A 14,824-nucleotide genomic window follows, 5' to 3' on the forward strand; every position below is an offset into this window, starting at 1 on the left:
GGTCTGACTGGTTCGATATAATGCCCGATCAACACAGACAGGCTTCCCCAACAAAGGAATTGAGAGTGGCAACGATCAAAGACGTATCTCAGCTGGCGAATGTGTCCATTTCGACGGTGTCGCGAGTCATCAACAACACGGCGCAGGTTGCACCCGAGAAGCGCGAGGCCGTACTCGCGGCCATGAAGGAGCTGAGTTTTCGTCCAAACAGCTTCGCCCAGGCCCTGGTAAGCAAGCGTTCCAACTGCATCGGTGTCCTGGTTGGGGATCTCTGTGGTGGCCCCTTCTTCGCCCAGATGATGCGTGGCATCGAGAGCATGGTCGACAAGGCGAACAAGTTCACCATAGTGGTCTCCGGCAACCACGACGCGGCCCGGGAGCGTCACGCCATCCAGGCGCTGCTGCAACGCCAGTGTGACGCCCTGATCCTGCACAGCAAGGCGCTGCCGGACGAAGAGCTGAGCGAGCTGGCGTCGGGGTCCACCCCCATCGTCTTCATCAATCGCCAGGTGCCGGGCTGCGAGGAGCGCTGCGTCTGGCTCGACAACCAGGCGGGCATCACCACGGCCTGTCAGCACCTGCTGGACGCGGGGCACAGCCGGATCGCCTTCATCACCTCGGATGACGAGGAGTTCGTCGATGGCCAGCAGCGGATGGCCGGCTATCGCGTCGCCCTGCAACGGGCCGGCATCGAGCTGGATCCTGCCCTCATCGGTCGCGCCTTCGCCGACGAGAAGGGGGGCTATGTGGCCATGAGCGAGCTGCTGGAGCGCGGCGTTCCCTTCACGGCCGTGCTGGGCTTCAACGATGCCATGGTGGCGGGAGCCATCTCCTGCCTGCTGGAGCGGGGCTACAAGATACCGCAGCAGGTCTCGGTGGTCGGCTTCGACGACATACCCTATGCCCGTTACATCTATCCCAAGCTCACCACGGTGCGCTACCCCATCGAGGAGATGGGAGAGCGGGCCGCCGAGCTGGCCCTGCGCCTGCTGGATCACAAGCCGGTAGAGGGCCTGGCGCTCAAGTTTGAAGCTGAACTGGTGCGTCGGGAGTCCGTGGCCTGAGCCATGAAGTTGGCCCCAAGCGGGCCAGCTTTTTCATCAAACGGTGAAAGCGCTTTCAGAAATCCTTTTCAACTGTGATCCGCTTCAAAGCTTTTTGACCGCGCTGCCACTAGGATAGGCCCACGAATTAGGAGCGTGCGCTCCCGATTTTCCCGCTGTGGGAGGTAACCGGTTCATCCGGCTATTTCCTTCGTTACTTTCGACGGTCATCATGGATGGCCGTTTTTTTTTGCCGAGATTTTGCCAATGACGACCGAACATGAGTATCAGACGGGAATAGTGGGAGCAGGCTGGCTGGGGTTGCCCCTGGCCAGGGCGTTGCAGGCGCAGGGTCAGTCCGTCGCCGTGACGGTCAGTTCCCTCGAGAAGGCGACCCAGTTGCGTGACGGGGGCATCGCGGCCTGGCCGCTGCTGCTGGCCCCGGACATGGCGGGCCCGTTGCCGTTTCGCTGCCGCGATCTGGTGATCTGCGTGCCCCCCAGCAAGACCGAAGACTACCCGGCGTCGGTGGCAAGGCTGTGTCAGCTGGCCAGGGCGGCCGGGATTCGCAAGGTGCTCTTTATCAGCGCGACCTCGGTGTGGGCGCCAGGGCAGGGGGAGGATGAGACCCCGAGTCCGGCCAGCGCCAGGGGAGAGCGGATGCGGGCGGCAGAACTGGCTGTCCAGGAGGGAGGCTTTGCCTGCGCCATGGTGCTGCGCCCGGCCGGCCTCTACGGTCCGGACAGACACCCCGGGCGCTTCCTCGCGGGCAAGACGCTGGCGGGGGGAGGGCAGGCGGTGAACCTGGTGCATCTGGACGATGTGGTGGCGGCCTGCCAGCTGATGCTGGCGGCGGGGCAGGAGGGGGACGCCTATAACCTGAGCGCCCCGGTCCACCCGCGCCGGGAGCAGCTCTATCCCTTCGCGAGCCGTCTGCTCGGGCTGGCGCCCCCGCAATTTATCGAGCCGGCGGGTGACTTTTCCCCCATCGAGGGAGAGCGCATCTGCCAGCGACTGGGTTTCGTCTACCGCTGGCCGGATCCGGCCCACTGGTTTGCCGCCCAGGCGTCCTTGCAAGGCTGAGTCAGGATGGGTTTCAACCTGGTCTTTTTTGCATGTGGTGGGGCACGGGAGCCCCGCGCGGCGCGGGTCCGCTCGGCAATTGAGGTTTGCCAAGGGCGGGATCGCCCCCTATCATGCCGCCATCCATATAGAGAGAGCGGTAATGATGGAAGAGACAAAGCGTCATCCCGATGGGGAGCTGTTGCTGAGAACCCTGGCGATGCCAGCCGATACCAACCCCAATGGCGATATCTTCGGGGGGTGGATCATGTCCCAGATGGATATAGGTGGGGGCATCATGGCCAAGGAGCTGGCAAAAGGACGCATCTGTACCGTCTCGGTGGAGGGCATGACCTTCCACAGTCCGGTCAAGGTGGGCGACGTGGTGTGTTGCTATGGTCGCTGCCTGAAGGTCGGGCGCAGCTCCATGCGCCTCAAGCTGGAGGTCTGGGTCAAGCCGGTGCTGCGGGAGAATGAGGCCCAGCGTTACTGCGTGACGGAAGGGGTCTTTACCTACGTGGCCATCGACGATCAGGGCAAATCCCGTCCCGTTCCGGTCTGAATCTGCTCAGATGAGCCGGGCGTTGATGATGGATATTTCCTGCTCAAGCCCGGTTTTTTGCCGTATCATGCGTTCCAGCATCTCTTCCGAGCCGACGCACTGATCCGTGTCGAACAGGCAGAGATCGCACTGGGGATCCCGTCTGATCTGATAGACGGTGGAAAGCTCCACTTGATGACAGGTTCCTTGTTGATCATAAAATGTCACGCGGTACTGGTGCTGTCTCGCCATTGCGGGATCCCTCATGGATGAGTCGGGCCGGACACGAATAATGAGACTAGTCGGCGTCCATGACCTCTGTGGGGGTCATGGCGCCTTGCAGAGGCAGGTGATTGTTAGCCAATGAAAAATAGTTATCGGATTCTGGGGACTTCCCTGCTGACGCTGGGACTGGTTGGCTGTTTCGAGGTGCCGGATCAGGATCACCTGGTTACGGCGGCGGGCATAGTGCCCGGCGTTGATTGCCAGAAGCCCCCCCTGGTGGCGCTGGCCTCCACCGCCTTGCCCCGCGAGTTTGGCATCACCGTCTGGAATCTCTACAAGGGGCAGCGCAAGAACTGGCGCGAAGGGCTGGATGAATATGCCAAGTCCCAGGATCTGGTGCTGCTGCAGGAGTCGGCGACCCGGCCCGAGATGCTGCAATGGCTGCGTGCCGGCGACTTCCAGTGGCAGCAGTTGCAGGCGTTCACCCAGGGCGGCGTCTCCTTCGGTGTCATGACGGTGGCCAAGACGCCGCAGGCCTTCGTCTGTGGCGTGCGCTCCCCCGAGCCGCTGCTGCGCATCCCCAAGTCCGGTCTGGTGAGCCTCTACCCCTTGCAAGGGGATCCTGACGGCGTGCTGGTGGTCAACCTGCATGCGGTCAACTTCGAGCTGGGGATGGCCACCTTCCGCGAACAGCTCAACGATCTGACCGCCTTGATCCATCGCCATCAGGGCCCTGTCATCCTGGGGGGAGACTTCAACACCTGGAGCGACAAGCGCGAGTTCTGGCTGAACAAGCTGGTCGGCGAGCTCGGCCTGCAGGAGGCCATCCCCGTGCCCGACTTGCGCCGTACCGCCTTCGGCCGTCCGCTGGATCACCTCTACTACCGCAACCTGGACCTGGTGGAGGTGAGCTCACCGGCCACCGATGCCTCGGATCACAATCCCATCATGGCGCGGTTCGCGGCCCAGGCCATCACTCCCTGAGTCTGACGCCCAGCAAGGGGGATTGGCTTCGGCTGGTTTATGCAGACAAAAAAATACCCCGCACTCGCGGGGTATTTTTTTATACGGTGAGAAGCGATCAGCTGTTGTTCTTCACGAACAGGGTCAGCTCCTGCCCCGGCTTGAGGTAGTCGCTCTTGCCGAGCTGGTTCCAGCGCATCACGTCGTTGACGGCGACCTGGAAGCGGGCGGCGATGGAGGAGAGGGAATCCCCGCGACGCACCTGATAGACCATGGATTTGTTGCTGCCCTTGCCCTGCTTGGGCCAGACCACCAGCTTCATGCCCGGTTTCAGGGCTGACTTGGCGCTCAGGCCGTTCCACTTGGCCAGATCGGCGTGGGTCACCCCGTGGGCCTGGCTGATGCTCCACAGATTGTCACCCGAACGCACCTGATACTGGATCTTGCTGCCACTGCGGCTGGCCAGTTGCTGGGGCTTGCTGCGGGTGACCTGGCTCGCGGTGCCGCCGTTGGGGATCACCAGGCTCTGGCCACGGCGCAGATTGTTGCCGCGCAGATTGTTGGCCAGCTTGAGCTGCTGCACGCTCACCCCGTGGTTCTGGGCGATGCGGGAGAGGGTATCGCCGCTGGTGACCTGATAGGAGCGCACGCCACGGGTACGTTCACGCTGGGGCAGATCGGCCAGGGCCAGCTCCAGGGTGTCGGCGTACTCGATGGGTACCAACAGGTTGTAGGGGCCTCGCGGCGAGGTCATGCCACGCTTGAGTGCCGGATTGAGGGCCTTGAGCTGGGACGCGGAGACGCCTGCCAGCTGGGCCGCCACGTTCAGATCGATCTGGCCACCTGTGTTGATGGTCCGCAACTGCGGCTTGTTGGCCAGCACCGGCAGGGTGACATTGTATTTGTCCGCATTGCGGATCATGTCGGCCATGGCCAGGATCTTGGGCACATACATCCGGGTCTCACGGGGCAGGTCCAGCGACCAGTAATCGGTCGGCCGACCGGCCTTCTGATTGCGGATGATGGCGTTGCGTACCCGGCCTTCGCCGGCATTGTAAGCGGCCAGGGTCTGCAGCCAGTCGCCGTCGAAGAAACGGTTCAGGTACTCCAGATAGTCCAGTGCGGCATTGGTGGACGCCAATACATCGCGGCGGCCGTCATACCAGTTGTCGTGGCGCAGGCCGAAGTTCTTGCCGGTCGCAGGAACGAACTGCCAAAGACCCACCGCATTGCTGCGGGAGCGGGCATTGGGATCGAACATGCTCTCGATCATGGGGATGGTAATAAGCTCCATTGGCAGCTCACGCCGTTCGATTTCCTCTACCATCAGATACAGGTAGGGCTCAGCCCGGCTGGCAATGGTCGCCATATGCTTATCATTACGCAGTAACCAATCACGTTGCTGGCGGACACGAGCATTTTCGTGCGAGTCCAGCTGCATATCATCGCTGATACGCACCCACAGGTTATCCGTGTCATCCAGCTCTTCAATCTGTTCATCGCCGAACAGGAAGCGTGCCGAATGTTTTTTGTATGTTTTCTTGCTGACTTGGGGGGATTTGATCGGCTCGATTGCCGTTACCGCCCGGTCATCCTGATGGCTCAGGTTTTGACAGCCGCTGAGAAACAGCGCCGCCAATAAGGCCGTTCGTAGCTTCATCTCGCTCAGGTCATCTCTTGAAAAACAGCTCGCATCATAAGGGGCAATGGCCCCCTGATCAAGGTTTGTTCAAAAAACGTCCTTCCAGCCCCTCAGCACGGTGAAGGTATCCTCTGGATTTTCCAAGCATTTAAGGGCGTATTTCTCAGCAGAAAATTTCACTGAGTCCTCATTGCAGCGCAGAAAAACATTGAAATGCCGCTCATCCCCCAGGCGTGAGGGGAGACTCGGCAGGCCCTGCTGACGCAGCTTGCTGATCACCCCGATCCGGCGCTGGATCGCCAGGTTGTCCGGCTCGACCGCATGGGCGAAACGCAGGTTGGAGAGGGTGTATTCATGGGCGCAATAGAGGAGGGTGTCATCGGGCAGGGCCGCGAGCCGCTGCAGGGATCCATACATCTGGGCTGGGCTGCCTTCGAACAGGCGGCCGCAGCCGGCACTGAAGAGGGTGTCGCCACAAAACAGCATGCCATGGCCGTGATAGGCGATGTGGCCCAGGGTATGGCCGGGGATGTGGAGGACATCCAGGCTCAGGCCGTGCCAGTTGATCTGATCCCCGTCATCGAGCCACTGGCCGTGGTGATCCGGCATGGGGTCATGCTTGGGGCCATAGAGGCGGGCATGAGGGAAATGGTGGAGCAGATCCGTGACGCCACCCACATGGTCGCGATGATGATGGGTCAGCAGGATGGCATCGAGCTCAAGCCCTAGGGTCTCGAGCCGCTCCAGCACGGGGGCCGCCTCGCCAGGATCCACGACCAGGCAGTGATTTTCGTGTCGGATCAACCAGATGTAATTGTCGCTGAAGGCGGGAACTGTGATGACGCTATACATGGGTCGGCTTCTCTTTGTGTTCTCTTTGTGGAAGGGATCTTATATAACAAGATGGCATTCGCACCCCGGATTGGTCCCATTATGCAGCTGGCACGTACCGAACAACAGATCGCGATCCCGACCAGCTGGTCGGCACTGCCCATGGGGGACTGGGTGGCGGCCGAGCTTCAGGAGCGGCTCGACAACTGGTGTCCTCATCTGTTTGGCTACCATCTGCTGAAAATTGGCGCCCTGAGCGCCGAGCTCTCCTGCGGCAGCTCCACCATTCGCCACCAGCTAGGTGTCGCCCCAGGCGGGCGCCTGCTGGATATCAAGGGGGATCCCCTTGCCTTGCCGATCCGCACCGCCAGCGTGGATGCCTGCCTGCTCGCCCACTGCCTCGACTTTTCACCGGATCCCCACCAGGTGCTGCGCGAGGCTGAGCGGGTGCTGACCGATGACGGCTGGCTCATCGTCAGCGGCTACAACCCCACCAGCCTGGTCGGCCTGGGTCATTACCTGCCCTTCATGCGACAGCACCTGCCCTGGTCGGCCCGCATGTTCACCCCGGCCCGGGTGACCGACTGGCTGCAACTGCTGGGGTGCGAGGTGATGTTTGACGAGCGCTTCGGTTTCTCCTTCATGGGGAAGCAGAGCCGGATCGGCTGGTGGCGGGAGAGCCTGGGGCGGGATTACTGCAGGGCCTTTGCCTCTGTCTATGTGATAGCCGCCCGCAAGCGGCGTTTCCCCGTCACCCCGGTGCGCCGTCGCTGGCGCCTGCCGGAGTCGATGGCGGCGCCTGGCATGGCGCGCCAGGGCTGGTGACGAGGATGCCACGGCAGACCGCTGGCTGTTCCCTTCATTGATAGAGACGCTTCGGCATCTCAGGGCTGGTAGCCCGTGTCTTCGGCGAGCTGCTTGCCGCTGGCGGCATCCCGGGCCAGCACGTCACAGCGTTCGTTTTCCGGGTGACCGGAGTGGCCCTTGACCCAGAGCCATTCGATCTGGTGGCGCGCTACTTCCGCGTCCAGCGCCTGCCAGAGATCGACGTTCTTGACCGGTTGGCGGTTGGATGTCATCCAGCCTTTCTTCTTCCAGCCGATGATCCACTGGGTGATGCCCTGGCGCACATACTGGCTGTCTGTGGTCAGGCGAACCTGGCAGGGTTCGTTCAGGGTGCGCAGCCCCATGATGGCGGCCATCAGCTCCATCCGGTTGTTGGTGGTCAGCCGATAGCCCCCTGCCAACTCCTTGCGGTGCTTGCCATAGACCATGACGGCGCCATAGCCGCCGGGGCCCGGATTGCCGAGGCAGGAACCATCCGTATACAAATCAATCTTTTTTAGCATGTGTCTTGGGGTAAACTAGCGAATAAAACCGAAGTTTGACATGGATTCGATCATGAGCACACCCCAACTGAATCGCCAGATCATTCTGGATACTGAAACCACAGGCATGAACACGGCAGGCGGCCCCGTCTACCTCGGGCACCGCATCGTCGAGATCGGCTGTGTGGAGGTGATCAACCGCAAACTGACCGGCAACCATTTCCATGTCTACATCAAGCCGGATCGGCTGGTGGACCCCGAGGCCATCGCCGTGCACGGCATCACCGATGCCTTCCTGGCGGACAAGCCCTCCTTCAGCCAGATAGCCGACGACTTCATCGCCTTCATCCGCGGTGCCGAGCTCATCGCCCACAACGCGCCCTTTGACGTGAGCTTCATGGACTATGAGTTCAGCAAGCTCGGCCTCGACTTCAAGACGGCGGACATCTGCGGCATCACGGATACCCTGGCGATGGCGCGGGATCTTTTCCCCGGCAAGCGCAACAACCTGGATGTGCTGTGCGATCGCTACGGCATCGACAACTCCCACCGTACCCTGCACGGGGCCTTGCTCGATGCGGAGATCCTGGCGGACGTCTACCTGCTGATGACGGGTGGCCAGACCAAGCTCAATCTGGCCAGCGAGAGCAACGAGAATGACAACAGCCAGGACACCGGGATCCGCCGGCTGGAGAGCAACCGCGCGCCCCTCAAGGTGGTGCGCGCCAGCGACGAGGTGGTCGCCGCCCATGAGGCCAGGCTGGATCTGGTGCAGAAGAAAGGGGGAGCCTGCCTGTGGCGGCAATGAGTTCGCTCTGGGGGGGCGTGCTGCTGCTGACCTCTCTCTCCGGCATGGCCAACGAGGTGTTTGCCCCCTCAGACATTCCGCTGCTCGACAACCGCTTTCGCATCGATTACGGGGTCAAGGAGATCACCTTCATCATCAAGCGCAAGCCGGGCACGCCGTCGGTGATCCTGGTGCGGCCGGATGGCAGCAAGCTCTATGTGGGCAAGGTCACGCCGCCGGATGTGGGCTGGCTGACGCAGCAGGATCAGGATCTCATCACGGTGCGTAACCCCATGCCGGGCCCCTGGCAGGCCATCGGCGAGGTGGACCCTGACAACAGGGTGCGCCTGCTCACCGATATCCGGCTCGAGAGCGAGCCGTTGCCGACCCGCCTCTATCAGGGGGAGCGGGTCAAGCTGCAATCCAGGCTGCTGATCGACGGGGCGGCGCCGGGGGCGGACTACTACCTCTCCGATCTCGGCATGACGGTGAAGCTGCAGCAGTTCAACGATGCGGCCCAGAGCGGGGAGCCCATCGTCGAGGAGACCCTCGGACACTTCCTGGATGATGGCAAGGGGCTCGACGAGGTGCCCGGGGATGGCGTGCTGACCGCCGAGGCGGTGCTGGACGTGCCGGCAGGCAAGTATCGCGCCTTCTACAGCACCGGCAATCAGGTGTTCTCCCGTGCCCAGTCCCAGCAGGTGCTGCTCTTCCCCTGGCCGCTGAGCTACACCCTGGATGCCCCTTCCGGTGACACCGGGGCCAGGCTCTCCTTGCTCATCGATGCCGACGAGCTGGATCCGGCCTCAGTGGTGATCCAGGGCAAGGCCATCGACAGCGCAGGGGTCAGCATGGCCTTCAATGCGGTGGCAACCGAGCCCCGCCTTGGCGTCGATCTCTCCGCCCTCAAGGCGGCAGGCCAGTACAGGGTGGAGGCGACCCTGTTTGGCACCACCCGACTCGGCCGCGAGGTGCAACTGCAGCTGCCGGTCAAGTCGTTCACCATCATGCCGCCACCGGCGCCCACCCCTTCAGCGGCGTCTCCCACCTCGGCGGCGGTACCGGCCCAGGCCAGGTTTGAGGAGCGGGAGAGCCCGGTCTGGTTGCCCTGGGCCCTGGGAGGTGGCGGCCTGCTGCTGCTCCTGCTGGGGGCGGGTGGCTTCATCCTGCTGCAAAAGCGACGTACCCTGCACAAGGCGATGGCGGCCCAGAAGGCACAAAGCGAGGCCGCGACCCCGGCGGCGGAGCCCAAACTGGATCTCAATCTGCCGGAGCAGTAGCACGCGCTCAATGCAAAGCAAAGAAGCCGCCCTGTGGGCGGCTTCTGCATGATGGCGAGGTGGCAGCTCGCTGGATCCCTGTCTCAGTGGGCGCCGATATAGACGTCCTTGTACTGTTCGCGGATCTCGAGGAACTTCTCGAGGTTGGTCAGCATCAGGTCCACCAGCAGGGGATCGAAGTGCTCTCCCTTCTCTGCCCTGATCAGCGCCAGCACCTCATCAAGTGGCCAGGCCTGCTTGTAGCAGCGATCCGACCCCAGGGCATCGAACACGTCCGCCAGCGCGACTATGCGCCCCTCCAGCGGGATGGCCTCTCCTTTTAGCCCGCGGGGGTAGCCGCTGCCGTTCCACTTCTCGTGATGGTTCCCGGCTATGGTGGCCCCTATCTGGAACAGCGCGAGATCGCTGCCGGAGAGCATGTCCTGCCCCAGCTGGGCGTGGGTCTTCATGATCTCCCACTCCTCTGGGGTGAGTTTGCCCGGCTTGTGCAGGATGGCATCCGGGATCCCCACCTTGCCGATGTCGTGCAGGGGAGAGGCGCGCTTGATGAGCTCGCACCTGTCTTCGTTCATGCCCAGCAGCTGGCAGAACAGCTCGGTGTAGAGCGCCACCCGCTTGACGTGCAGGCCGGACTCCTTGGAGCGGCTCTCCACCAGCTCGCCGATGCGGTAGATGATCTCGCGCTGGTTGTCGCCGATGACCTCGTTGAGCCGGATGTTCTCCAGCGCCACTATGATGTTCTCGGTGAACAGGCTCAGCAGGCCGGTATCCATCTGGCTGAGGGGACGAGTGGTCTCGATGTGGAACAGCAGGTGATGACGGGGGTTCTGGCAGTAGAGCACCAGCTGGTTGCCGTCGTAGACGTTGGCGCCCTTGTTCATGGCGCAGCGCAGTATGGCCGGCGCTTCACTGAGGCGCAGGGCCGGGCCGTCGCTGAGCAGGGGCTCCAGCACCTGATCCCGTACCTCGTAGGCCAGATGCTTCACATCATAGATCTGGGACTCTTCCAGGTTGAGCAGGGCGCTGAGCTGGGTCTGGGCCCCTTCGACGAACTGCCGCAGTGCCCGCTGCTCGAAGATCCCCTTGGAGGCCTCGATGACCTTCTCCAGCCCCTGGCGATTGCTCTCCAGGGTGCGAATGTCCCGGTAGGAGCGCAGGCTGGCGCGCAGCAGGGTGCGCAGCTTCTGGGAGGTGAGTTCCGTCTTGTCCTTGTAGTCGTTGATGTCGTAGTTGGTGACGACGTCATCTTCCGGCGCCTGACCGGGTTGGCCGGTGCGCAGCACTATGCGCACCATCTTGTTTTGCAGCTCGTCGCGCACGAACTTGACCACCTCCAGACCGGCGTGATCCGCTTCCATGACCACATCGAGCAGCAGCAGGGCGACATCCGGGGTGGTGGCGAGCAGGGACTTGGCCTCGGCGGCCGAATAGGCGTGCAGAAAATCGATGGGCTTGCCGTCGAACTCAAACTTGCTCAGGGTAATCTTGGTGATGCGATGCACCTCGGGCTCATCGTCCACTATCATCACTTTCCAGCCGGCGGGTCGCGGTGCTGTCTGGGGCAGCTCTTCATCGTCAATAATCAGGATTTGATCATCCATTACGCAATCCTGTTTGTGATCCTGTGCTTACCTTAACCGCTTCATTCAAGATAGGAAACGGATTGATATCCAAAATATGATCCAGCCGATCGCTCTTTCTGCCTCCGGGGTTGCCGGGCAGATGCCAGCATGAAAAACGCCTCCATTAAGGAGGCGTTTTGGCATTCATGGCATCAGGCTGCCCTGTGATAGGCCGACGCTTCAAACAGCGCCTTGTTGGCCACCAGATCGATGGGGTCGAAGTCATCGACATTGATGGTGCGCAGGCGGCTCTCTTCGGCACGGCGCAGCAGGTCGGCCTCGGTCTGGTTGATGACCCCCAGGGCCAGGCCAGCGTCTGCCACCTTGTCCAGCTGGGTGAAGGGACGCTTGCGGCCCTCTGCCTTGCACACCTTGTCAAACAGCGGCTCGGCGGTCAGCACGTCATCGAGGGCCTGTTCCAGCAACCCGAAGGGGTTGCCCTCCTCGCGGGTGAGGTACTGCCCTTCGGCCAGACGGTTGCGGGTGGCACTCGGGGTCTGCAGCAGACGGGCCACCTGGCTGTCCAGCTTGTCGGAGGGACGCTTCATGTCGCGACCCAGCGGCAACACGATGACGCGCAGGGCCAGGCCAATCCAGCGATTCGGGAAGTTGCGCAGCAGCTCGTCGATGGCTTCCTGTGCCTTGAACATGGCGTCTTGCAGCGCCCAGTGCAGCAGCGGCAGGTCGGCCTGCTGGCGCCCCTCGTCCTGATAGCGCTTGAGGGCGCTGGAGGCGAGATAGAGCTGGCTCAGCACGTCGCCGAGGCGGGCGGAGACCCGCTCCTTGCGCTTGAGCTCGCCACCCAGGGTGCCCATGGCCATGTCGGACAGGAACGCCAGGTTGGCACTGAGGCGGGAGAGCTGCTGGTAGTAGCCCTTGGTCTGATCCTTGTAAGGAGCAGCAGCGAAGCGGGCGCCGGTCAGGCCCAGCCAGAAGCTGCGCACCAGGTTGCTGATGGCAAAGCCCACGTGGCTGAACACCGCCTTGTCGAAATCCTTCAGCGCCTGCTCCTTGTCCGGGTGGCTGGCCGCCAGCATCTCCGGCAGCACGTAGGGGTGGCAGCGGATGGCACCCTGACCGTAGATGATCATGCTGCGGGTCAGGATGTTGGCACCCTCAACGGTCACCGCGATGGGCGCACCCTGATAGCCGCGGGCCAGGTAGTTGTTCGGGCCCATGCAGATGGCCTTGCCGCCGTGGATGTCCATGGCATCTATGATGCACTTCTGGGCACGGTCGGTGAGGTGGTACTTGACGATGGCGGAGATGACGGACGGCTTCTCGCCGAGATCGATGCCGGTCACCGTCAGCTTGGCGGCGGCCCCCATGATGTAGGCGTTGCCGCCCAGGCGTGCCAGCGGCTCTTCGATGCCTTCCATCTTGCCGATGGGCAGCTTGAACTGGCGACGAATACGGCTGTAGGCGCCGGTGGCCAGGGCCAGCATCTTGACGCCCCCCGTGCTGTTGGAGGGCAGGGTGATGCCGCGACCGACCGACAGACACTCCACCAGCATGCGCCAACCCTGACCGGCCATGGCCGGGCCGCCGATGATGAAGTCCAGTGGCACGAACACATCGTTGCCCCTGGTCGGCCCGTTCTGGAACGGCACGTTGAGGGGGAAGTGACGGCGGCCTATCTCGACGCCCTTTATGTCGGTGGGGATCAGGGCACAGGTGATGCCAAGCTCCTCTTCCTCACCCAGCAGGTGATCCGGGTCGCGCAGCTTGAAGGCCAGCCCCAGCACGGTGGCGATGGGGGCGAGCGTGATGTAGCGCTTGTTCCAGGTCAGGCGCATGCCGAGCACCTCTTCCCCTTCCCATTCGCCCTTGCAGACGACGCCGAAGTCGGGAATGGAGCCCGCATCCGAGCCCGCTTCCGGGCTGGTCAGGGCGAAGCAGGGGATCTCCTTGCCGACGGCCAGGCGCGGCAGGTAGTGGTCTTTCTGCTCTTCGGTGCCGTAGTGTTGCAGCAGCTCGCCCGGGCCTAGGGAGTTGGGCACGCCGACGGTGGAGGCGAGCACGGCGCTGGCGCCGCACAGTTTTTGCAGCACGCAGGACTGGGCGTAGGCGGAGAACTCCAGGCCACCGTACTTCTTCTTGATGATCATGGCGAAGAACTTGTGGTCCTTCAGGTATTGCCACACCTCGGGGGAGAGATCGGCCCGCTCGTGGGTCACTTCCCAGTCGTTGACCATGCGGCACACGTCTTCAACCGGGCCGTCCATGAAGGCCTGCTCTTCGGCGGAGAGGGTGCTGACCGGGATGGCGTGCAGCTTCTTCCAGTTCGGATTGCCGGCAAAGAGATCCGCTTCCCACCAGGTGGTGCCCGCCTCTATGGCTTCCTTCTCGGTGCGGGACATCTCCGGCATGATGGATTTGTAGATCTTGAACAGGGGTTTGGTCAGCTGGTTGCGACGAAACTCCACCAGGTTGAGCGGGATGGCGATCACCGCGAACAGCACCCACACCAGCAGGGGCACATGGCCATAGAGGGCGCCGGCGACCAGGGCGGCGGCCGTGGCAAGCGTGGAGGTGAACAGTGACGCCCGGCGGTAAGCCATGGCGCCGATCACCAGGATCACCCCGAACAGAGTGAGGGTCGTCGTCATTTTTCGCTCCTTGCATGAGTTGCCGAAGTTGGGAAACGTGGGTTAACTGATCCAGAGGTCTGACCTGTTGGATGTGGCCCCTGTTGTAATTCATGCGCACAAAATTATCAAGATGTTTACAAGCTCGTTACCTTGACACCGTGATCGGCCTAACGTAGCGGGGCCGCATCTTGGCGGGCGGGGGGCGACGATTGGCTTGGCTTGTGCGACAATGCGGAACCCTATGTTGGACGATACAAAGAGACATCAGACGCCATGTACCAAGAACTTATCCGCAATGAATTGACCGAAGCTGCCGGCGTGCTCCAGGCCTTTCTGGCCGATGAGCAAAATCTGAAGAACATAGAGGCGGCCGCCAAACTGCTGGCTGACTCTTTCAAGGAGGAGGGCAAGGTGCTCTCCTGCGGCAACGGCGGCTCCCACTGCGACGCCATGCACTTTGCCGAGGAGCTGACCGGCCGCTATCGCGAGAACCGCCCTGGCTATGCCGGCATCGCCATTTCCGATCCCAGCCACCTCTCCTGCGTCTCCAACGACTTCGGCTATGACTATGTCTTCTCCCGTTACGTGGAAGCGGTCGGCCGTCGTGGCGATGTGCTGCTCGGCATCTCCACCAGCGGCAATTCCGGCAATATCCTCAAAGCCATCGAGGCTGCCCGCGCCAAGGGCATGAAAGTGATCGCTCTGACCGGCAAGGACGGAGGCAAGATGGCGGGCCTGGCCGATGTCGAGATCCGGGTGCCGCACTTCGGCTATGCCGACCGCATCCAGGAAGTGCACATCAAGGTCATTCACATCCTGATCCAGCTGGTCGAAAAAGAGATGGCCAAGTAATCAGAGAAGGCGGGTGAGGCAGTCGGGGGGGCAGATGACCGATCCTAGCGCCTCGCT

Annotated in this window: 15 protein-coding genes; 9 read left to right on the plus strand and 6 right to left on the minus strand. The window is 62.4% G+C overall.

The window, feature by feature from the left end; genetic code table 11:
• Positions 1-65: 65 nt before the first annotated feature.
• The 3 genes from AC3WR3_RS00170 (at position 66) to yciA (ending at position 2,667) form a co-directional block, all read left to right on the plus strand.
• The gene (locus AC3WR3_RS00170; protein ID WP_041206143.1) at positions 66-1,064 is read left to right on the plus strand and encodes a LacI family DNA-binding transcriptional regulator; all 999 of its coding nucleotides are present in this window, start codon (positions 66-68) and stop codon (positions 1,062-1,064) included.
• 246 nt (positions 1,065-1,310) lie between these two features.
• A complete protein-coding gene (locus tag AC3WR3_RS00175; protein ID WP_492290830.1) occupies positions 1,311-2,126 on the plus strand; it encodes an NAD-dependent epimerase/dehydratase family protein in 816 nt (271 codons plus the stop codon).
• Positions 2,127-2,268: 142 nt separating this feature from the next.
• Positions 2,269-2,667 (plus strand): acyl-CoA thioester hydrolase YciA, encoded by a 399-nt coding sequence (yciA, locus tag AC3WR3_RS00180; RefSeq protein ID WP_005325590.1) that lies wholly within the window; start codon positions 2,269-2,271, stop codon positions 2,665-2,667.
• 6 nt (positions 2,668-2,673) lie between these two features.
• Here the strand turns inward: yciA and AC3WR3_RS00185 are convergent, their stop codons facing one another.
• Positions 2,674-2,898 carry a hypothetical protein gene (locus tag AC3WR3_RS00185; RefSeq protein ID WP_025326386.1) on the minus strand — a complete coding sequence of 75 codons (225 nt, stop codon included), beginning with the start codon at positions 2,896-2,898 and terminating at the stop codon, positions 2,674-2,676.
• A gap of 111 nt (positions 2,899-3,009) precedes the next feature.
• Between AC3WR3_RS00185 and AC3WR3_RS00190 the strand changes: the two genes are divergently transcribed.
• Positions 3,010-3,855: an endonuclease/exonuclease/phosphatase family protein gene (locus AC3WR3_RS00190; RefSeq protein ID WP_139439273.1), complete on the plus strand. Its 846-nt coding sequence runs from the start codon at positions 3,010-3,012 to the stop codon at positions 3,853-3,855.
• A gap of 97 nt (positions 3,856-3,952) precedes the next feature.
• On the opposite strand, the gene AC3WR3_RS00195 is transcribed toward AC3WR3_RS00190, so the two are convergent.
• Positions 3,953-5,203, minus strand: a complete 1,251-nt coding sequence (locus AC3WR3_RS00195; protein ID WP_247626844.1) for a LysM peptidoglycan-binding domain-containing protein — start codon at positions 5,201-5,203, stop codon at positions 3,953-3,955.
• A 54-nt stretch (positions 5,204-5,257) separates the two neighbouring features.
• Between AC3WR3_RS00195 and AC3WR3_RS00200 the strand changes: the two genes are divergently transcribed.
• Positions 5,258-5,476, plus strand: a complete 219-nt coding sequence (locus AC3WR3_RS00200) for a hypothetical protein (RefSeq protein ID WP_241672827.1) — start codon at positions 5,258-5,260, stop codon at positions 5,474-5,476.
• Between the two features lie 87 nt (positions 5,477-5,563).
• On the opposite strand, the gene gloB is transcribed toward AC3WR3_RS00200, so the two are convergent.
• On the minus strand, positions 5,564-6,328 hold the full coding sequence (gene gloB, locus AC3WR3_RS00205) for a hydroxyacylglutathione hydrolase (RefSeq protein ID WP_171275775.1): 765 nt from the start codon (positions 6,326-6,328) through the stop codon (positions 5,564-5,566).
• An 81-nt stretch (positions 6,329-6,409) separates the two neighbouring features.
• Between gloB and AC3WR3_RS00210 the strand changes: the two genes are divergently transcribed.
• Positions 6,410-7,132, plus strand: coding sequence for a class I SAM-dependent methyltransferase (locus AC3WR3_RS00210; protein ID WP_162519303.1), 723 nt, complete (start codon positions 6,410-6,412; stop codon positions 7,130-7,132).
• Positions 7,133-7,191: 59 nt separating this feature from the next.
• Here AC3WR3_RS00210 and rnhA read toward each other — a convergent pair whose 3' ends face one another.
• Positions 7,192-7,656 (minus strand): ribonuclease HI, encoded by a 465-nt coding sequence (gene rnhA, locus AC3WR3_RS00215; RefSeq protein WP_025326391.1) that lies wholly within the window; start codon positions 7,654-7,656, stop codon positions 7,192-7,194.
• 52 nt (positions 7,657-7,708) lie between these two features.
• On the opposite strand from rnhA, the gene dnaQ reads away from it, so the two are divergent.
• Complete coding sequence (gene dnaQ, locus AC3WR3_RS00220; RefSeq protein ID WP_139439276.1) at positions 7,709-8,443, plus strand: DNA polymerase III subunit epsilon; 735 nt, start codon at positions 7,709-7,711, stop codon at positions 8,441-8,443.
• On the plus strand, positions 8,440-9,702 hold the full coding sequence (locus AC3WR3_RS00225; RefSeq protein WP_492290831.1) for a TIGR03503 family protein: 1,263 nt from the start codon (positions 8,440-8,442) through the stop codon (positions 9,700-9,702). The genes dnaQ and AC3WR3_RS00225 overlap by 4 nt, the downstream gene beginning before the upstream one ends.
• A gap of 83 nt (positions 9,703-9,785) precedes the next feature.
• On the opposite strand, the gene AC3WR3_RS00230 is transcribed toward AC3WR3_RS00225, so the two are convergent.
• Positions 9,786-11,303 (minus strand): HD domain-containing phosphohydrolase, encoded by a 1,518-nt coding sequence (locus AC3WR3_RS00230; protein WP_429161191.1) that lies wholly within the window; start codon positions 11,301-11,303, stop codon positions 9,786-9,788.
• A gap of 173 nt (positions 11,304-11,476) precedes the next feature.
• Positions 11,477-13,933 carry an acyl-CoA dehydrogenase FadE gene (fadE, locus tag AC3WR3_RS00235; protein WP_492290832.1) on the minus strand — a complete coding sequence of 819 codons (2,457 nt, stop codon included), beginning with the start codon at positions 13,931-13,933 and terminating at the stop codon, positions 11,477-11,479.
• A 255-nt stretch (positions 13,934-14,188) separates the two neighbouring features.
• Here fadE and lpcA point away from each other — a divergent pair, with 255 nt between their 5' ends.
• The gene (gene lpcA, locus AC3WR3_RS00240) at positions 14,189-14,767 is read left to right on the plus strand and encodes a D-sedoheptulose 7-phosphate isomerase (RefSeq protein WP_005325554.1); all 579 of its coding nucleotides are present in this window, start codon (positions 14,189-14,191) and stop codon (positions 14,765-14,767) included.
• Positions 14,768-14,824: the final 57 nt, after the last annotated feature.

It is taken from the genome of Aeromonas sp. EU05-FHT14A05 (assembly GCF_058791175.1).